At 56.8% G+C, this 21,125-nt stretch carries 11 protein-coding genes and 1 other RNA gene; 5 read left to right on the top strand and 7 right to left on the bottom strand.

The features are described 5' to 3' along the window. Window positions 1–201 precede the first annotated feature (201 nt). The 5 genes from ACZ9C1_RS14945 to ACZ9C1_RS14965 all read left to right on the top strand — a co-directional run bounded on the left by ACZ9C1_RS14945 (window position 202) and on the right by ACZ9C1_RS14965 (window position 4,522). A complete protein-coding gene (locus tag ACZ9C1_RS14945) occupies window positions 202–495 on the top strand; it encodes a hypothetical protein (RefSeq protein WP_023631557.1) in 294 nt (97 codons plus the stop codon). Between the two features lie 105 nt (window positions 496–600). Next, window positions 601–992: a transfer-messenger RNA gene (gene ssrA / locus ACZ9C1_RS14950) on the top strand. A gap of 184 nt (window positions 993–1,176) precedes the next feature. Then, window positions 1,177–2,433, top strand: coding sequence for an integrase domain-containing protein (locus ACZ9C1_RS14955; RefSeq protein WP_476254127.1), 1,257 nt, complete (start codon window positions 1,177–1,179; stop codon window positions 2,431–2,433). Window positions 2,434–2,599: 166 nt separating this feature from the next. After that, window positions 2,600–3,355 carry an HNH endonuclease gene (locus ACZ9C1_RS14960; RefSeq protein ID WP_116816162.1) on the top strand — a complete coding sequence of 252 codons (756 nt, stop codon included), beginning with the start codon at window positions 2,600–2,602 and terminating at the stop codon, window positions 3,353–3,355. Window positions 3,356–3,457: 102 nt separating this feature from the next. Then, window positions 3,458–4,522, top strand: a complete 1,065-nt coding sequence (locus ACZ9C1_RS14965) for a DNA cytosine methyltransferase (protein ID WP_476254128.1) — start codon at window positions 3,458–3,460, stop codon at window positions 4,520–4,522. Here the strand turns inward: ACZ9C1_RS14965 and ACZ9C1_RS14970 are convergent. From ACZ9C1_RS14970 to drmD, 7 genes are read right to left on the bottom strand one after another with little or no spacing between them, the layout of a single operon-like run. Beyond that, complete coding sequence (locus tag ACZ9C1_RS14970) at window positions 4,473–4,889, bottom strand: very short patch repair endonuclease (RefSeq protein ID WP_476254129.1); 417 nt, start codon at window positions 4,887–4,889, stop codon at window positions 4,473–4,475. The genes ACZ9C1_RS14965 and ACZ9C1_RS14970 overlap by 50 nt on opposite strands. Window positions 4,890–4,906: 17 nt before the next feature. Next, on the bottom strand, window positions 4,907–5,671 hold the full coding sequence (drmC, locus tag ACZ9C1_RS14975; protein ID WP_476254130.1) for a DISARM system phospholipase D-like protein DrmC: 765 nt from the start codon (window positions 5,669–5,671) through the stop codon (window positions 4,907–4,909). 1 nt (window position 5,672) lies between these two features. After that, window positions 5,673–7,529, bottom strand: a complete 1,857-nt coding sequence (gene drmB, locus ACZ9C1_RS14980) for a DrmB family protein (RefSeq protein ID WP_476254131.1) — start codon at window positions 7,527–7,529, stop codon at window positions 5,673–5,675. A 2-nt stretch (window positions 7,530–7,531) separates the two neighbouring features. After that, window positions 7,532–11,560 carry a DISARM system helicase DrmA gene (drmA, locus tag ACZ9C1_RS14985; RefSeq protein ID WP_476254132.1) on the bottom strand — a complete coding sequence of 1,343 codons (4,029 nt, stop codon included), beginning with the start codon at window positions 11,558–11,560 and terminating at the stop codon, window positions 7,532–7,534. A gap of 9 nt (window positions 11,561–11,569) precedes the next feature. Next, the gene (locus ACZ9C1_RS14990; RefSeq protein ID WP_476254133.1) at window positions 11,570–13,525 is read right to left on the bottom strand and encodes a BbrUII/HgiDII family restriction enzyme; all 1,956 of its coding nucleotides are present in this window, start codon (window positions 13,523–13,525) and stop codon (window positions 11,570–11,572) included. 2 nt (window positions 13,526–13,527) lie between these two features. Next, window positions 13,528–17,403, bottom strand: coding sequence for an Eco57I restriction-modification methylase domain-containing protein (locus ACZ9C1_RS14995; RefSeq protein WP_476254134.1), 3,876 nt, complete (start codon window positions 17,401–17,403; stop codon window positions 13,528–13,530). Then, entirely contained in the window at window positions 17,400–20,525 is a 3,126-nt protein-coding gene (drmD, locus tag ACZ9C1_RS15000) for a DISARM system SNF2-like helicase DrmD (RefSeq protein WP_476254135.1), read from the bottom strand. Before drmD ends, ACZ9C1_RS14995 begins: the two co-directional genes overlap by 4 nt. Between the last annotated feature and the right edge of the window lie 600 nt (window positions 20,526–21,125).

Below are 21,125 nucleotides of genomic sequence, written 5' to 3' on the forward strand. Positions count from 1 at the left end.
TGATGAAAGAGCCCCGGCCCCGTGCCGGGGTTTTTTATTTGCGCATGCCAAAACCCCGGGAGCGCAAGGCGTGGGTGATCCGTACACGTGGTAGCGGGCTTGCCCCGCGATACCAGGGCGGCAAACCCAATGGAACCCCGCCCAAAGCCACGCAGTCCACCGATCAGGCCCACCTTCCCGAGGCCTCACGAGGAGACTCCCATGAAAGGTACTGCGCTATCCGCCCTGTTCGCAGCCGCCACCCTGCTGGCCTCGCCTGTATTCGCCGCCGACGACCTGTGCGCCATGAATCTGCAGAAGATCGACGACAGCATGGCCACCGCCGGCGCCACCTCCGAAGGCCTGGACAAGGCCATCACCGAGCACGTGGACCAGGCCAAGGCCGCCCAGGCGAAAGGCGATACCAAGGAATGCATCGCCATCACCAGCAAGGTGCTCGAGCGCCTGGAAAAGACCGAGAAAGGCAGCGGCTCGGCCGGTGGCAGCGGCACCTAGGCCCTGCGCGCACGCGGGCCGCCGAACCTTCTGTCGACGTCGCCCGCGTAAGCGCGTATACTCGGCCTTGCGTGCTGAAAGGCACGTTCAGCTAGAGCTGAGTGTGGGGCCGATTAGGATTCGACGCCGGTAGCGAAACTCTAGGTGCATGCCGAGTTGGTAACAGAACTCGTAAATCCACTGTTGCAACTTTCTATAGTTGCCAATGACGACCACATCGAGGACTACGCTATCGCTGCGTAAGCAGCCTAGCCCGTTCTCCTGGTAGCTTCGGCTCCAGCAATCATCAGGGGATGCCTGTAAACCCGAAATGATTGTCATACAGAACAGGATCGTCGTGCAGCACGTTGGGGGCGAAGCGACTAAAACTTACCCAACTCATCCAAAGCACCCTGCCCGTCGGGCGGCTGCGGATTAAATCAGTAGACACGGCTAAGCATGTAGTACCGACAGCGGAGTACTGGCGGACGGGGGTTCAAATCCCCCCGGCTCCACCAGATAATCATCTAAAGACGTCCACGGACGTCTTTTTTTGTGCCTGAAAGCCAGTAAATACGGGGCTTTCAGCGCCACGATGATCCAATAGCGTCCAGCAGCATCTATGTTTTCGTGTATTCCACGTGGTATTCCAAGCACTCAGCTGGTATTTTTTGGAATACACAAGCAGCTCTGGAATACATCATGGGTGCCCAAGCCACGCGCCTTTCTGACTTCAAAGTCAAGGCCGCCAAGCCAAAGGAAAAGGACTACACGCTAACTGACGGCAACGGCCTTCAGATGCGAGTGAGAAGCAATGGCTCTAAGCTGTGGAATTTTAACTACATCCATCCCGTAACGAAGAAACGGATCAACATGGGACTAGGCACCTTTCCCGAGGTGAGCCTGGCTCAAGCACGCAAGCGAACCGTTGAGGCCAGGGAACTCGTCGCTCAGGGGCTGGACCCGAAAGAGAGGCGAGATGCGGAGCGGCAAGCGAAAAAAGCAGCCACAGAACATACTTTCGAAAACGTGACGACTGCGTGGTTTGAGCTCAAAAAGGACTCAGTCACCACAGCCTATGCTGAAGACATTTGGCGCTCTCTCACGTTGCACATCTTCCCGGACCTGGGCACCACCCCGATCTCAGCCGTCAGCGCCCCTAAGGTCATCAATTTGCTCAGACCTCTTGAAACCAAGGGCAGCCTCGAAACCGTTAAGCGCCTGACACAGCGACTCAACGAGATCATGACTTACGGGGTGAACTCAGGATTGATTCACGCGAACCCGCTCAGCGGGATCCGCTCCGTCTTTAAGAAACCGAAAAAGAAGAACATGGCGGCGCTTCACCCCGATGAGCTGCAAGAACTCATGGTGGCGATCGCCAACGCCAGCATCAAAAGAACAACCCGCTGCCTGATCGAATGGCAGCTCCACACCATGACCCGACCAGCAGAGGCAGCAACTACACGCTGGGCGGATATCGACATCGAGAAGAAGATCTGGACGATTCCCGCTGAGCGCATGAAGAAACGGCGTATCCACATCGTGCCGCTCACGGACCAGGCTTTAGCCCTGCTTGAAGCAATCAAGCCCTACAGCGGACACCGAGAGTACGTATTCCCCGCAGACCGGAACCCTCGCACCCATTGCAACAGCCAGACCGCCAATATGGCACTGAAACGCATGGGCTTCGAAGGGCGTCTGGTCAGCCATGGCATGCGCTCCATGGCTAGCACCATCCTCAACGAACACGGCTGGGATCCTGAATTGATCGAGGTAGCGCTCGCTCACGTCGACAAGGACGAGGTTCGCAGCGCGTACAACCGGGCGGACTACATTGAACGTAGACGCCCCATGATGACCTGGTGGAGTGAACACATCCAGGACGCAGCCACTGGTAATCTGTCGATGTCAGCCATCAAGGAAAGTCGGGACAGAAAAGTCGTTTCTATACGCTGAACAAGGGGCTACTGCCGGCCAGAAGGAGGAAACCGAAAGCAGCCACGAACTTAGGACCTATTGACATAGAGAGCAGTCCGTTCATGTGTGGATGCAGGGCACGTTGCCATTACAATGATGCCCACAGCCACAGACCATGAGATTTTTGAACATCGGAACCCAAGCCATGGATGCATCTTCGCCAAAATCCCAAGCCAATCCAGCCTGGACCCGCGACGAGCTGATTCTCGCCCTAGACCTCTACCTTAAGCATCGTGATTCGTTGCCCTCCAAGCATCATCCCGAGGTCAAAGCCCTGTCACAATTGCTCGGTCAAATCGGCGAAGCGCTTGGTTTAAACAACGGCGGCAGCTTCCGTAACGAGAATGGCGTTTACATGAAGCTCGGTAATTTCCGCCGCTGGGACCCCGAGTACATCAAGGACGGGAAAACCGGACTAGCTAAAGGCAACAAAGACGAGCGTTTGGTTTGGGACGAGTACGCCAACGCCCCTGTCGAACTCGCTGCAGTGGTGGTAGCCATTCGCGGCATCGTCGAGAGCTCGACTCCTGAAACCCATGCGCTAGCTGGCGACGATGAACTCGGCATCGCAGAAGCGGCAGAAGGCAAAGTGCTCACCCGCCTACATCGGGTTCGAGAGCGCAGCCGTGCCTTGGTCGAGGCTAAGAAGAAAGACGTATTGCAGAAACGGGGTTGCCTGCAATGCGAAGCGTGTGATTTCGACTTCGCCCAGGCATACGGTCCAGCAGGCGACGGCATCATCGATGTCCACCATACCAAGCCCGTCCATACCCTAAAGCCCGGCGAAAGAACCAAGCTCTCCGAGCTAGCGCTGCTCTGCGCTAACTGCCATCGGGTCATTCACTCCAAACGAAAATGGTTGAGCGTGGAACAAGTTCGGGCGCTTAGAACAAAGGCATAAGCCCGCGAAACACAACTCACGATATAGTAGCCGTTGTAAATATCGTGCTCGATCTTTACAACGATTCCGGCTAGAATACCTCCTGCTAGGAGGGCCTATCCCATGATTGATGCTGTTGACCTTTTCTGTGGCGCTGGTGGCCTTACCGCAGGCATGCGCAACACCGGCATCACCGTGCATGCTGGATATGACATCGAAGGGCAATGCTCGTACGCCTACCAAGAGAACAATCAGGCCATCTTCGTCACCAAAGACGTTAAGGATGTGACAGCCGAAGAGCTGCTGGCCTGGTATCGCCCAGACCGATACAGGCTACTGGCCGGTTGCGCCCCCTGTCAGCCGTTTTCGACCTACAACCAAGGCAAAGACACCCGCAGCGATCGGAAGTGGCCGCTCCTCTATCACTTCAGCCGGCTCATCGAAGAAACCGAACCTCATTTGGTAACCATGGAAAACGTCCCTGACGTCACCAAGCATGAGGTTTACCACGACTTCGTACAGAGCCTGAGGGATCAAAACTACGAGATATGGGATGGCCGCGTAGCCTGCATCGACTATGGTCTGCCGCAACAGCGCCGCCGACATGTACTGCTCGCCTCAAGGCTAGGAATGCCCATAAGCATCATCCCCCCCACGCATCTGAACGCTCCAGTCAATGTCGAAGACGTAATCGGCACACTCCCTAGCCTAGCGGCCGGAGAATGTGACCCGAACGACCCACTTCACCGGGCAGCGACACTTACTCCAATCAACATGCGGCGCATCATTCATTCCAAGCCAGGCGGAACCTGGAAAGATTGGCCCCCAGAGCTGGTCGCCGAATGCCATCGCAAGGAGAGTGGTAAGACGTACCCGAGCGTCTACGGGCGCATGCGTGCAGATCGCCCCAGCCCGACGATGACTACCCTCTGCTATGGCTTCGGGAACGGTCGCTTCGGCCATCCCAAACAGGCCCGCGCTCTATCACTGCGCGAAGCCGCTATCCTGCAGTCATTCCCTAGGAGCTATGTGTTCATGGAGCCAGAGCGGATCACCTTCAAAGCGGTCGGCCGCATGATCGGCAACGCCGTTCCGGTGCGACTGGGAGAGGTGATCGGAGAAAGCCTAGTGCAGCACGTCAGGGCCTACGAGGCGACTCGCCAAGCGGAAGATCGAATTCAAGCCTGAGGCGCACCTCCAGCCTCTCTCTGCTCTTCGTTTCACACTCCCAGATCACCAACACACGCCAGCCCAGCTCTCGCAGCTGGGCTTCTTTTTTTGCATCCCGCTCGACATTGGCCTTGAACTTCGGAAGCCAATACTCCTGTCTGCTCTTCGGCGTGCTCGCGTAGCGGCAACCAGGATGTCGATGCCAGAAACACCCATGCACGAAGACCACGGTCCGAAATCGCGGGAGGACTATGTCCGGCGAACCCGGGAGATCTCGGCGATGCAGACGGAACCTAAACCCCAGAGCATGCAACGCTTGGCGAACGACGATCTCCGGCCTAGTATGGGCACGCTTGACCGCACGCATGATGTCGCTACGCGACATTATCCCTCCTCCGACACTCAATCGTCGGTAGTAACGATCACCCCCACCATCGCCAAGGCTTCCAGATGTCGATGAAGCTGCTCTGGCAGTGGATCGCCCGAGATCAAGACTCCAGCCTCCATGTTCTGGTCCATCGCGTATCCGGTCAGGTTGGCACTGGTGATGAAGCAATACGCTCCATCCGCTACCGCGACCTTCGCATGCACGCTGCCATTGACGAACGCAGCACCTTTATCTTTCCAGACGTAGAAAAGCGCATCGGGGACGATCTTCCTCAGGTTACCGATAGGGTCGACGCTGACCTTGCCACCCTGAGCGCTCGAGAGCTCCATCAGAAACTCGATTTTCACGCCACGCTCTGCTGCTGACTTCAGCGCCCTGGCGATCGACTCGATGTCGTACGCGACATAACTGGTGATGAACAACCGGTGCTGAGCGGCATCAATAACCTGTATCAAAGCCTGCTCGGTTCGCCGAGCAGGAACGAGTTCGGTCGTCGGCCCAGTCCACACCAGCTCGACCCTCTGTCGACTCTCCGCATGACGAAACGCATGCGCAGCGGCCAGAAGCATTGTGGCCAGCGTCTCGCCACTAATGGTCGACGCCTTCCAGGCTCCGACCAGCGCCTTGAGCGCGTTGTCAGCCTTAGCGGACAGTGATCCCGCTCTCAGATCGCCTGCCTTCGTGACTTGCATTCCTCTGACCTTCGCAGCCAAGGCGGCTACGCGGTCATTGGAGACGATGGAAACCAACTCGGACACCGCTGCCAGTAGCTCTCGCATTTCAAATATCCGGGAAGAATGCCACTTTGGCATTTTCGAAAGTCGGCACGACCATCGCCCGGTCGAGATAACGGTTGCCACGCTCGCACGATGTCTCCGCGACGAAGGAGCATGCATGGCACGCCGCTGCATGCAAACTACGGTCTTTCCGGGGATCATGCTCCGCGCACAGGGGATCGGAGGAGCAAATGCGCGCACGCCGCAAAGCCTGAACCAGTAGACGCTCTAGGTTCTCGGGCTTGCCCAGTTCGACCAATCCACCCAAGGTACCATCGGAGTCCGCAGCGGCTGTGTAGATGATGAAGCCGGACTGGCTGCCATCCTCATTCACTTCGGCATAGATCCGCTCTCTGATGCTTGCCGCGTTGTATCCGCACTCCAACGACAACTCTCGGATCAGGAGATGCGCCAGAGTGTGCAGCATCACGTAACGAGCACCTGGATAACCGTCTTCCGGAGGACAGAGATGGCGGGAGTTTCTCCAACCTTTGTGCCCTCCACGCATCCTTACATCGACAGCCTGAACATCGGTATTCTGCTCCCATTCCGATATCGACTGCTCATCGAATTGAATGAAGATGCCTTCACCATGCACTTGGTTAGCGGGAACCCATTCGGGCTTCGCACGCGACAGCGGTGCCTGGATCGGTCCAGCCCCACTGCCGGCCGAGTCGTCAGGCGCCTCGACTCGCGTGAAGCCGAGCAAAGCATTCACCTCGCGCAGACGCTTCAACAGCAATACCCTGGCGATCTTGCCTTGGAAACCCTGAGGAACAGCCACTGCCTCAGACAAGAAGTGCGGATAGTCATTCACTGGCACCGGGTCGATCAGCACCCGCCACTCGGGACCTTTGATGTCAGCTTCGGTGACACTCTCGCCATCTCCAGAACGATGAGCCTGGATGCCTGCCCAAATGGCTTCTGCGGAATACTGGTCGATTCCTGGCAATGAGCCGGTCTTCTTCAACAGCTTGATGGTCAGGGGAACCTCATTGAGCGACTCCAGATCGCTGAAGAAGCTCCAACCATCCTCCAGCAGCTGCGCCAGACCATCCTTTGCTTGAGGTATCGCCAACGCAGACAAGGAGACTGGAAACCAGCTGTTGGTCGCCCCCAACAGCACGGCCCGTGGCTCGGCATCGCAATCCGGTTCGAACTGATCCAAATGAGGATGCCGTCCACGACAGCCCGGTAGGTTCTCCTTACCGAGCTGTCCGAAGGCATGAGCCATGTTGCGCGCCGCACCGCAAGCGTCGCATTTGACCCATAAGTTCTCGGTCTGAAGGGATGCGCCATTTTCGAAGAAACGCAGCGTGCCTTTGCAATCTTTGGGGCCGCTGTGGACGAACCACTGCCAAGGAAAATCATCCAGATGCCCATTCTTGCAAGCCAAAAGGAAACGTGCGGGAACAGCATCGGCGTCCTTCGCAGGCTGATCACCCTTCGAACCGCGACAGCCCTGATGCACGAAACGAGTCGCCTCAGGGCGGCGATACCCTTCCTTCAACTCAAACAACCCACTGTCGTAAGGCGAGAGCAGCCCGCATTTCACACAGCGCAACCAACGGGGAAAAGGCCTTACCGGCACACCGACATTAGCCTCCGCAGAGCTTGTGTCATTCGACTCGCTCTTGCTGATAGGCGGCATCCGTAGTGATTCGACCTGAGGACCAAGCGCTTTCTGCACCGCGGCGAGCAGGCGATTTTCAATCACCACGTTGCATCGATCCCTCTCCCAGATGTCGATACCTAAAGTCACGACCGACAGATTCGGCAAATCGATGAGGGCACCTGGACCATAGGTCCATAACAGTTGGCTGGGCCGAACCGAGCCAACGGGAGTCTTTTCGTGCGCCATCTTCATTCGTCCTTATCAGCCGCCGCGGGGCGAGGCTTCCATTGAATATCGTCTTTGATCTTCGCTGAGTTCATGACCAAGCGAACGCCAGGCTCGACCTCGCGCATCGACATGGGCACCGTCCAGTTATCCCAAGTATGCGTTCCAGGCGCCTTGATTAAGGCATAGGTCAGATCCCTTTCAGACCCACGCTTCTCGTACGCCAAGATACGATTGCCCTGCATCACCTCATTCACCCACTGATCCGCCCGCTGCTTGAGCATGCCGCTAGCGAGCTTCTTCGCAGGGGCCTCCGCGATGTTGTCGGCACGCGTTTCGAGCACCTTCATCGCATCCAGCATTTCCACCTGATTAGGTTGCTTGAGACTCTGCGCCCCCTCGTTCGGAGCGAAACGATCACTTTTGGCACGGATTAGCGACAGCATCGCCCCGGTCAGACCTCGGTCCATCGCACGCGGCGAGAATGGAGTGACCGATTGCGCCTCGACGTGTTTGTAGAACGTCGCGTGGTAATGCTCGAAGGTCTCGTAATGCGAGAGATCGCGTGGGCGAGCCCATGTCAGTACGGTACAGACCAACCCTGGGAATTGTCGGCCGACACGACTGGTTGCCTGAATGTATTCCGCCGTTCCCTTCGGCTGACCGTTGACGGCCATGATGCCCAGCCGATTGACGTCGACGCCGACCGACAGCATGTTGGTCGCCAAAACGATGTCGATGGCACGTGCATCGCCCTCCTCCCACTTGGTCACGTACCTACCTAGCTCGGGATTCCATTCGGACTTGAACATCACTTCGAGCTGATCGAGATACTTGGGGATGTCCTGGTTGGAAACCCGGGAAGTCAGTTCACGGATATTCATGACGCTGCGCTGGGCCAGACCAGGCCGCTGCACCATGCTCATTTGGACACGGTACGCACGGGTCTGCACATCGTCCTCGGCTAGCCGCTTCATACCTCCAAGCTCTCGCAACGAGTTGAAGTAGCCCACCATGGTCATGTAAGGATCGGCAGCTTTGCCGAATCGATCGAATAGTGCTTGAGCAGCAGTCAGCGCTGCCGTGTAGACACGGATCAACATCGCCGGCCGTGAGCTGCCCGGAGAGCAGATTCCCAGATAACGCCGTCCTGGCTTTTGCTCGATGGGCCGCTGCACCGAAAAGAAGTTGTCCTCGACGTCTAAGCCATGGGGCGGGAACACCGAGACCTGACGCATGAAGACGTTGTTGACCTGCTGCTGCGCCTTGCGAACTGTAGCGGTGGAGGCGATCACCTTCGGCCGGATAGCATCGCCATCGAACTGCCACGTGCATAGCTCATCGACCGCGCTCTCGTAGAGACCCACCATGGTCCCCAAGGGACCGCTGATCAGATGGAACTCGTCCTGGATGATGAGATCCGGAGGCCGCACCGGAGAAATAGCCTTGACCGAAGCAGCAGCCCTACCAGCAACAGCCCTATGACCGGTATTGCAATCCGAGCCAGGCCAAAGCAATCCATGGCGGGAACACTCCTTCGATACCCGGCCGAAGAGGTTCCGTACCTGCCCACGCCACGCCATCATGGCGAACTTGTCCACCGTGGCGATCATCATCGACGGCGGGCGATGGTAAATCTCCTCGTCCACGACCATCACCGGCAAACCAGGGTGTACCTGCTTGCTCGAACGACCACGAGAGAAGTCACAGGTGCTCAGCTTGTCGCCGCAATAGATCGTCGTACGCCCTGATATCTTGTCGACCTCGATATCCCTCTTCGGGTCGATCTCGGTTCCGCACCATGGGCAACCTGTCAGCTGGGCCGGCGAAGCCATTCCAGTGGGGTTTCGCCCTGGGGTACGAATGGCCTCAATGAACTTATGGCTATCCTCGGTAGTGCCAGGCGTTACCTTGTTACCGACCCAAAGGCCGATGGTGAATGCGCTCTCACCAAGGGACTTATCACCTGCCGACAATGCTTCCCGACGAATATGTTCCATCGCACAGATCAAAGCGGTAGCCCGCTGGAACTGCTGCAAAGTCAGTAACCGCAAGGTGTAGCGCATGATCACCGCCAGCCCGCGAGACGAATCGTAACCGCCCAAATTTCCTTGTAGCCGGCGGATCGCCATTGTGAATGCAGCCACCCCCAGGTAGGCCTCAGTCTTACCACCACCAGTGGGGAACCAGAGCAAATCTGCATAGGCCTGCAGAGGCTGAGTGCGATCCGTATGCTTAGGATCGGTCAGCCCAGGAACGGACAGCAGCAGGAAAGCCAACTGGAAGGGACGCCAAGAGCGGTTCTTCGGCACATCGAACTCCGATAGCTCGACAGTGCGCCCGCGACGACGCTGCAAGGCGAATGCGCTATGCACCCGCTGGATCGCCATCGCTCGGTTAGCGAAACGGAAAGCCGCCAAGGCCTTGTCATCCGCAGCCAATAACTCCACACCCTCACGCAGACGAATCAGGATCGACTCACAGTGGCTCAGCGCCTCATCGACTTGCTCCGCATAGCCAGCCACATCCCTATTAGTGCGTGCACGCTGATCCTTGATCCATGCTGCATAGTCCTCGGTCAGTATCCCGAGTGCAGCGACGAGTTGGTCTTTCTCCAGTTCTGCCAGTCGCTTCATATCCAGCAGACCTTCGTCGACCAATCTGCGCATCGCTGGCCGATCCTGCGGATCCAAACCCGGTGTTTCGGTGACCGGTACTTCGTATTGCGGCATCACCGCAGTGCGCAGCTCTATCGCCCTTGCCACATCTGGACCAGACACTGCATGCACTGCAACGCCGTGCCCTACTGCGAACTCGACCCGATCGCGATAGATCATTTCTAGCGCCAAGCGCTCGCGTAAATCGTCATCGTCCGTAGCGCCAGCATCCGCCTCCAGAGCGGGGCGGCGACGGAAAATATCCTTCACCGCGCTTTCGCCACTGGCACGCACGAAAATTTCCGGTTGGAACACCCAGGCGGTATCACGATTTTCTGGCGGCTCTATCTGGCTGTTGACCAGAAACAGCGTAACCAGGCGTTCACCCTTCTCGTTGGCTGAACGTACCGTGCCCTGGATCCGCACCTTTGGGCAGGTCGAATCCGGAATTACGGGAGAGATAACTCCATCCCTCAGCGCCAATTGAAACGTCCCGCCAGAAGGCTTGCGCCGCCAGACTTTGGCTTTGAGAACCTGCTCAGTGGTATTGGTCACCCGCCCCTCGGCGTCACGTACCGCCTTCTTGACCACCTTGGTATGAGCAGGATCATCGGACTCGAAGCGCTCATAGCGCCCCCAACCCACCACCACCTCGAGACTTTCGGCATCGCCATCGACGCAGAAAGTGAATCCCAAACTCGACGGTGCGAGCGACTGGTTCGAAGCAGTATCCACCTCTTCCTCGGCTTCGGAGTCACCACCGCCAGTTTTCCGGGGAGAGTCGACCTTGTTCGACTGGGCCTTCGGCTCCAGATCCGCAGGCTCGTCCTCATCATTCTTTTCCGGGGGAGCGACATCCTCACCGCGCTTAGAGCTCTCCATCGGCGCGAGCTTGCCGACGAGGTACCGATCGCGAACGCTCATATCGACGATGAGCTCCTCCGGCCCACCGGCAGGCCCTAGAAGGTCATCCATGATCGCGAACTGCAGCAATTCGCGAACATAGGCCTCGTTCTCGATCAGCGGAATGTCAGCGAGCGTAACGCCCAGCGCACGAGGGATAGCCTCCGCGAAATCTGTCCAGGGCGCACGCACGATGCTGCCCACGGTCGGAGGCAACAAACCTGTGCTATCGACCCCTACCACAGACTCGACCATCTTGACCTTATCGAAGTAAAGCGAGGTGCCTTCTGCGTCTACGCGCATACGCAGGATACGACCGACACGCACGATGCGCCCTGCTGGGTTCAAAACCAGTGCCCAGGCTCCCTCACTCAACGCTAGATGACTTCCTTTCAGATAGACGACTTTGTCGGCCAAACGAGCGTCACGTACCAAGCCACGATCGACGACTATCCAAGCCTCTGGGGTGCTGTTCTGAAGCATCTCTTCCATGCTCAATCTTCAAATCCTATTCACGATATCTTCCAGTTTGTCGAGCGACCTACTCTGGTTGATATAGGCCGAATACCCTTCCTGCGCTCCACGAATCAGGGTGTCGTAATGAACGATGCGACTACCTGGCGAGATCGATGTCATTGACGACTTGAGTCGATCCGGGTTGGCTACCTCTTCGGCTACGGTCTTTCCAAGCACGAATATCACCTCGATATCCGGGCTGGTCTGATTCTGCTCACGCAAGATCTTCGTCAGTTTGTCGACATAGGTCTGCCCTTGCTCGACCAATTCGAGCAACCCCATCCTGCGACCGACCTTCTTAAGTTCGACGATGACATGTTTGCCAGCATTGGTGCGGTAGGCGATATCCACACGACCCAAGCGCTCTTTCTCGGTCATATCTTCGACCAACACACCCTCCGTCATCAGACGCGACTCCATGATCAGACTTCCAGTAGCACGCTCCCATGCAGGATCCAGCAACCAGAGATGATCGAACAGGTATTTCTGGAGCACCCTCTCCTTCGCGTCTTCGTCGATGATGTTTTGAAAGTCTCGGATCGCATCGAGACGAGATTTAACGATATCCCGATAGAGCGAGGCCTCAAGAGAGTCTCGGTCAGCGAGCACAGCCAAGAGCCTGTCGGCACTCTCGATGCTCGTCACGAATTCTTCAGTCGAACCGCGTAACTTCATTCGCTCGAATGCCAGGATGCCGTGCCTATACATGAGTTTTCGATCTTCCTCGTCATCGACCGGTAGAGCACTCAGCTTAGAGATCAGCGTTTCAGCACTATTTCTGTAACCTGCAGGGAGAGACTCCAACCATTCGGCAAGGGCGGGTGAAGTCTCCTGCGCCTCCTTGACCTCGTGCTTTCTCCGCCACTCGCTCCAACGCTTCTCGAGCTGTCCCAAGCATGACTTGAGAAAAGCGATCAACTGGACGTACCGCTCGTCATCTTCCTGCACACGCTGGCGGTCGCTGGTGGCGATGTCGGGGCGATCATCCGCATCGAGAAAATCCGCCTCAATCTGACCGGTGAGGTACTTCGTATAAAGCCTCCCGTCATTCAGTCGATCAATGACGTTTTCCTGGATCAAGCGGCCTCGTGCGAAGACGACGATGCCGTTCAAGTTCCCTGCCTCCTCGTCGTCGAGGTCTTTGGGCTTACGTGCAGTACCAAGCCAACCGCTCACACGCCACGATGAATCCCATGCCTCGAACCGAGCTGGTAACAATTCGCGCTCCAAAACATGGGAAACCGTGCTGGCTTCTGGCTGGTAACCCTCGAACGTCCAAAGGAATTGCACCTTGGGCAAGTCGCCTCGATCACCGGCCGTAATCGGCTGGCCGTCGATCTTGATCTCGAAGCCATGAGCTTGCCCAATGATCGAGAAACGCCGTGCAAGACGCTTGCGCAACGCAGTGACGCCTTTGCCGAGCCGCTGACGCTTGATGCCGCGTAACACGATTCTCGTGCCTTGCCTTACGGTAATCGTGTCGCTTTCCAACCGCTCAGGATGATATGCCCGTTTTTCCAGGACGGCCTCCTGTATACCGGGCACGCTCATGCGAAAGCCATGTGCGTCTCCACCCTTGGCGGACTGCACTTCTATGATGTTGGCGATGGAGAACAAAGATAGTTTGCCCAGCCCCTTGCGCCCCATCACCGGCCGGCCCTTGGCCGTCTTGCAACCGTGCTCCGCATCCTCATCACGGCGGCGGTAGCCGACTCGCAGATACTTGCCATTCAGGTCATCGACAGACATGCCAATGCCATCATCTTCGATCTCGATCCACTCATTGTTCGGCGCGACGCGAATCTGCACGCTAGATGCATCCGCGTCCCATGCATTGGCTACCGCTTCGGTCAGGACGGCGGCGATGTTGCTGTAGAGGTTGATGCCAAGATGTTCGAGAACGTTCAGGTCGACGGTCATCTCGTAGATGCTGGTACTCATGCTCACGACTCGCTCATCGGAGAGGAGGAATTTGCTTCGCTAAGAGCGACCGCGCGCGCAAATAGCTTTTCGACCAACTTATCTAGCTCAGTCATCATATTCACTCGGGAAGCTTCATCCACATTTTTTTCATTTAGGCTTTTGGACTGAACGGCAATTGCAGATGCCAATTCCTTAATGATTTTATCCTTTGAGTTCGGGTGAACAGCCGGCAGCATGGAAAGAACTGTTGGCTTAACCTGAGCCATCACACGCCCCTCTTCTTGGGAGAAGACACGATATATTCTTGCCATGACACTCGAATTGAGGAGCCCAGCCAGATAGTAGGCATCAATTCCGTCACAAGGGGATAAAACAAATACTCCGTCCAAAGCAAATAGCTGCTCCGTGTCGACTGCTACCTTTGGGCGATCAGCTGTGATGACGCCCAACAGTTTCTCTCTCTGTTCAAATATACCTTGGTCTCTCGGCCTATGAAGGGCGTAGATTGGATGCTTGCCCTGCTGCACCTCTTTGCAGGTGATCTTGGAGGCGTTTCTGTATACCCAATCAACAATGTTCTGAATCGACGCGGGCGGGGTATCTCGGGTGGTGTAGATGAGAAGTGGGAGAGCGTCAGAAATTTCGAAAGGTTTCAGATGAACACCTCCCGTAACGACCCTCTTCAGGAACGGATTCTCTAGCTTTTCTTTTTTTGCCCGATCGCTGGACAGCACAAAGACATCTTTATTGTCAGCACTAACTCCGCGCTGAATTCCATTGCTGTCGACAAGGGTTGCCAGCTTGCATGGTATGGCCGCGACCAAGCGTGCAATCTCAGAGTACTCGTGGAGATTATTTGTCGGAATAATTCCACCCGGAAAGTCCCTCAATATTTTCTGAGGCAGCTTGGATTCAAAGCCTTCTCCCGAGGAAGATGTGCGCCACCTTCCTACAGTAATTTCTGAACTTTTTGGTTGCTGCGCCGAAAATATAATGTAACAACATGGTCTAGTTACGCGTGTGAACACACCATTACCGATATTACATACGCGGGTAATTCGATGCTTCGAAAGTAACGTTTCTCGGAGCTTTTGCGAATAGCTTTGATAAAGCAAAACGTCTGGCACCAGCAATCCAGCGTATGCCCCAACATGCTGATTTAGAAGCTGGCAAGCTCTGACTAAGAAAAGATGAAACGAGTCAATCATCCGATCCAACTTGTCTCCGTCGGTGCTCTTCCAGATGGCCTGTAACTCAGGCCACAAAGAAGCACCCCAAGGAGGATTGGAAATGACCGCATCAAATCCAGATTTGGCACCTGCGAATACCTCCGGGTATTCAAGCGGCCAATGGAATGGCTTAAGTACGGTTAGTCCGGCATCGACGTTCAAGGCTTCGCGCCCTCGCTTCACGAGAGCATCAAGAGCATCCTCATCACCTGAAGCCGCCTGATCAGCGTGAATGGTCAGCATAGCGACGGCGGCATTACCCATAGTTGAGTCGCCCCCTGAAGCCAGAGTTTCCCCGACGAGCGCATCGGCGATGCATCTTGGAATTTCGAGTCTACGACGTGAGTGCACATCCAGATGAACCATCGCTTCCACATCTCGAATGTCGCGAATGGGCATTTCGCGCAGGCGTATTCGCAGCTCGATAGCTTCGCGCATGGATTGCTCAATGCTATGCCCAAACAAATAGCGCGTTTGCTCCCCCTTGCGCCCTGGCGTCATGGATAGCTCTGTAAGCTGATCCAATCGGTGAATACCGAGCAGACTGTCACCACAGCGCAGATTGTGATCAAGGAAGCCAAAGGGACGCCCCTTGGCCAGCGTCACCAGCCAGATCGATAGCTTGGCAAGTTCGACTGCCAGAGGATTTAAGTCGACACCGTACAGGCAGCGCTCGGCGATAAGACGGCGTGCAATTATGCTACGAGCCTCAGCGTCTCGTGGCAGCGGCTCCTTAGTTGTTAACGCGCCAAGAACTTCGCCCTCCACGCTCACGGCTTTACCACAAGCCTCTACCCTTGACCACGCTTCGACGAGACGATCCGACAGCCAACGGCAAGCTTGCACCAGGAAGGCCCCTGAGCCCATGGCTGGATCGCAGATTTTGAGGTCGAGCAATTCGGCAGGGGACTTGAGAACCCACTGATCAATCGGCGCTCCTTCGGCTGGGCCGACGTAGGCCACCGGCGTCAGCGTCTCGGTGACCATGGCTTCAGTCAACGATTTTGGCGTGTAGTGGGTACCGGTCTCGCGCCGGTCAGAGCCGGTGGTAACGATGAATGCCCCGGCGGGATAGACCAGTGGATAGCCCCAAGGATCAAGGCGAATCAGATTGAGGAACGGCAAAGTACGATCACGCAACTCTTCGTCACCCGCGCAGGCGGTGAGCAGACGGTTGGTCTGACCGGCATCAACCAGACACTCGAGATCCTTGCGGATCGCCCCTCCGCCGCGCTTGATCGCATCGGCACCGGAGAGCGCCTCGACCAACACCTCCTCCCCCTTCTGGCGCACAGCTTCGAGCTCCTCCAGAGCATAAAGAGTCTTCTTCGCGCCCTTGCCACCGACCAACTCCACTGTCACCCGCTCGGTGCGTCTGACAGTTCGCTCCAACAACCCTTCGTAGACGTAACCGATCTGCTCAACATCCAGCGCTCGGTAGGAAAGCGTACGCCCTTCGTACTGCTGGATCGCCTCCAGCAGAAGCAGCACGGTGCGGTTATCTATCGGTAGCGGTCGTGCAGAGTCGATCTTCCAATCGGAGCCCCTGGAGCGCCCTTCCAGGAAAGGGAAACGATTCGGGTCGAATAGCGAACCACCCAGTGCCGGAAGGCGCAGCATTTCATGCTCAACGCCACCGTACACTGCGCGAAATGTCGCTAGTAACCGTGTCCAGGCATCGTTGCGCCGCTCCAGCACCTCCTCGGTTTCCTGACGCAACTGCATACGCAGAGTAGAAATGGCGTAGTTGCTTTCGTACGCCTCCTCTCCCATCAGCAAGAGCCCCCGTTCCTCGGCCGACAGTAGGAACACCAGACGCATCATGATGGTCAGACCCGCTTCGTAGAGCTCGGTCGGCTCGACTCCTTGCAGCAGCGCCCCTGACCGTTCACGGTCTTCCTTACCCAGTGCCTGGATCAACACCTCGACCGCCCGGCGGACTTGCTCACCCAGGGCATCGGTGACCTCCTCCTGATGCTGAAGAGACTCGTCCAGCATCGAGGGCAAGGACTCATCGTCTGGGCCGAAGAAGCGCCGGATACCCAATAGGGTGAGAAAGGCCTGCAACGTCAGCCGCTCCTGCGCCCAGAGGCGTGCATACCAACTTGCGAAGGTCGATACAGCGCCAACGAGAGCATCGACTAGCATCCAGCGCTCACCATCGGTGACCAAACCAAGGCGACAACCGCTGGCCCGGCAGAGCCGCTCCATGCGCTCGGCTGGACTAGCGGACCAGCCATCCAATTTCAGTGCTGCCTGGAGATCCGTGCCCGCAGAATAGATTTGCACGAGCAGCTGACTTTTGCCGCCTGAGACCAACGCATAGTCAGGCTCCAAGGTGACACCATGTTCCGGCAGAGTGGCGCGCAGTTCAGAAGGAATGCGCTCACCTCGTAGTAGAAGCTCACCGCTATCGTTCTCATCGTATTCCAGGCCGCGGGCAAGCACCTCGTGAATCCAGGCGCGATGCAGTTCGGTGAACCTGGGATCATCGTTGTCACGAGCCTCGCACCACTCCTCATAAGCCTGCCGCAGGTACTGTCGAATGCGAGGTTCGACAGCAGGTAGACCAGTGGAGAAGATTCGTTTAAGTACAGGCGTGGCGAGGAAAGGACCGGAAACCTCAATCAGCGACAACCATTCATCGTGAATATCAAGGGGGTTCATACGCGGCCTCCCTGGGCTAGCGATGCAGGTACGATGAAAATGACGGCTACCGGGAAGGTGCGATCCTGCGGTTTGGCATAGCGAGCTTCGATGGCCCCTACCTCCTCTTCCCGCTCCGCGGGAATGCGCGCGAGACGTGCTTGCAGGGCGGAGTTGTCGCGTCGAACCTGGGTACGCTCATCTTCACTGAACAAAGAAAACTGCTCAGGTAACTCGTCCTTGCCCAGCTCCCTTCGAATGGCGCTATCCAGCTCATCCAGCACGGCGAGAATGTCTTCTTTTTCTTTGTTCTTGCGGGTTTCCAGGGTGTTGCCCAAATACTCGAGACGATTGCGGGAGCGTGCTCCGAGGGATTGCTGGATGGCCTCTGCCGCTGTGGCGAAGCGAGAGCGCAACATGGCGAAGACCGAGTCATTGAGCCGACACGGCTGCGCGTCGTCCAACCAGGCCTGTACGCGGGCGACACCTTCTTCGCGCTTGAAGCCCTGTTCGCGCAGATAGCCCCCAGCCAACGTCAGCTCCTCGTGAAGACGATGGTGATTACCGCCAGTGATCACCAAGCGCGACACAATTACGACCGCTGGGGCCTCGATACGATCGTCAGGCAACGTTCGCACCGTCACTCGGTGCAAGCGCTTGTTGTCTTCCTGCGCCCAAACTTTAGCCCGCAGCAAACGCAAACACATCTGCACCAAGCGATGATTGAGATGGATGAGCACCAAGTCATCTCGTCCATTGGCGACTTCATGATCGAATGTCACCGGGCGGATCTTGCCGGTGAATGGATGCTCTAGCCCTTCGCGGCAACGTTCCCAGGCGCCCCCCAGGGGCGGCAGCTCGAAGACTTTACCCGGCGTAATTCCCGCCAATGTCCACGGCTTGAGAGCCGGTTTCTCGGCCAATGCCAAGCCGGTTTCGACCGCCTTCAGGATGTGCTCTGGAGAGAGATGGAAGTCCTCCCGAGTCTCGACCAACTTCTCATGTAGCTTGGCTATTCGGTTAGCGAGGTCTTTTTCAGCCCGAACGAAACTGCGGGCCTGGGCGATCTTCGCGTCCGCCAGTCGGGTATCCAGATCCCGCAACGTCCCTTCGATGAGCCCAGACATCTGCGGTGCGATCACGGGGTTCACGCTGCCCATATCGGCACGCATGGAGTCGAGCTTGCGCAAGGCACGCAGGATATCGTCCTGGTGGCCACCGACAGCATCCTGGTCTTGGCGAGCATCGACCGGATGCCAAATCACCACCTCTTTCTCACGCTGGCCATGGCGGTCGATACGACCGTTGCGCTGCTCCATGACGTTGGGGTTGTACGGGATCTCCAAGTGAATGAGGTAGTTACAGTGGTTCTGCAGGTCGATACCTTCGGAAGCGGCGTCGGTGGCCAGCAGGATGCGCACGGGAGAAATGTCCGGAGAGGCCTGGAATGCTGCCTTCACTTGCTCTCTATCGTCATGATCCATGCCGCCGTGCAAGATCATCAGGCGATCGCCACCCAAGTCATGAGACGCCAGAATCTGATGCAGCCAGTCGAGCGTGGTACGGTACTCAGTGAAGAGAATCACTCGCTTACCATTCCAGAATCCATCGGTCTTCAGATGCCGATCAATCCAAGCAAGTAGAGCTTTGGCCTTGGAGTCGACCTGATTCATCGCCTGCTGAGCCCAATGCCTGAGCTCGTCGAGTAGGATGCGCTCATCTTCACTCAACGGACGTGAGTGGCGCGTGGCTTCCTCGACGGCTTCTTGCTGCGCGACCTCGACGTCTGCGTCATTGGCGTAATCTTCTTCGGCGCGTTGGATAGCCTTGAGCAAGATTCGCTCGTACAAATCCGTCCGTCCCTTGCTAGCTCCGCCACTCTCCAAGGTCGCGACATGTTTTTCCAGGGTCGACGCGAAGGCAGCCGGCGACGAGAACAAGCGCTTGCGTAGCAGCTGGTTGACGAAGGATGCGCCGGTCACGCCGCCCAACTCCTCATCCGCAGCTTCCCTACTGGCACAGAACTCTTGCAGCTTGCGATGGATCTCTCTTTCTTTGGCGGTGTAGTCGACGGGCAATGCTTCGAGCTTGCGCTGTGCGTAAATCAGGTTCCCGTCCTTATCAGTGATTTCGCTCTTGAGGCGACGAATCATCACCTGAGACAGCTGCTTCGGTTCAGGCATGATATTGCGAGCGAAGCGCTGATCGTCTAGCAACTCCAATAGCGAAGTGAAGGACTCGGTGTAGCCGTTATGCGGCGTCGCAGTGAGGAACAGATGGTGCTGGAAATGCGGAGCGATGATGCGGATGAAACGAGTACGTTGGCTTTCGACAGCGTATTGAGCGCTCGCTGACGGCGCGACGTTGTGGGCCTCGTCGACGACCAACATGTCGAACTTGCGTGGATAGCTGACATGCGCCGGCAGGATATCGCGGAAAGCACGTAAGCCATCGCCAGCCTTTGCCCAATCCATCGACGTGATCAGGCGTGGGAACGAGGTCCAGGGATTGGCATGGATTCCTCGTTCGCGCCGCATCTCCTTGATGTAAGTGCTGTCGACGATGCGGAACTCCAAACCGAACTTCTCCATCATCTCAACACGCCACTTTTCTTGCAGCGACGCGGGGCAGACGATCAGTACGGTGCGGACGCGATGACGCAGCAACATCTCCTGGATGACCAAGCCTGCCTCGATGGTCTTGCCAAGACCTACATCATCGGCGATCAGCAGATTGACGCGCGCCATGTCGATCGCACGAACCAGCGGATCCAGCTGGAAGCCCTGAAGGCTCACACCGCTGCGAAACGGTGCTTGGAGAAAACCACGATCAGCATTGGTAGCGGCTCCCCAACGCACGGCATCGAGAAAGGCTTCCAGAGTATCGGAGTCGTCCTGTCCGGTGATGTCTGGCAAGCCAGCGCGTTCGATGACATGTGCGCCCGGCTCAATTTCCCAGATCACCTGAAGCTCTTCGCCGAGGGCATCCTCATCGATGGAAGCCAGCGTGACGGCATGCTGCTGTACGCTGCCCAACTTGGACGCATCCACTTCAGCCACCACCCACTGCCGACGTCTAACCACGACGAGCTGGCCTGGTTCCGGGATATTGCGGTAGCTGCTGTCTTCCGCAGTTACAGTCATTCTTAACTCCCTAGCACCGTAACCACCTAACTGATGACTACGGATGAGCAAAAGCTTATACGCGCGCGCTCCAAGAGCACGCAGGACTAAATACAGTTGGGCATAGGTGCGGGGTCGAGGGCTGAAACGGCAGCGTTCGTGCTGGTAGAAACGCTGTAGATCAATCATCCCTGGGATACCACGGCCTGCCATGATGCGATGTTCGTCACCTTATCCATTGGCTGAGGATGGGTAAAGCCACACCCACAGCTTTTTGCCAGCATGGTCAACTTACCGGTGCATTCATGCCGAAGGAACAAGCAACCAGAGACTAGAACTCTTCCAGTAAGGCCCTCAACGACTCACATGCAGTGGTTGCCAATGCTTCAGATTCGAGCATTGCATCAGCTCACAGGTTTTGAGGACTTCACCTGGCGACAGTGCTTGCGGCAGATGCGCTACTTGAACGGTTACTTGATCGCCCTCAGAATTTTCAACGCAATGTCTGGCACCGAGCAGCCATCATGAATTCTGCGAAAAATGCTTCACCTGGTTAGATCGGAATGCAAGATTATGGGGTCTCGTAGATAGCCCTTCTTCTCTCCTCCAGGCAGAGTAACT

The sequence above is a fragment of the Pseudomonas sp. TE21435 genome (genome assembly GCF_056279265.1).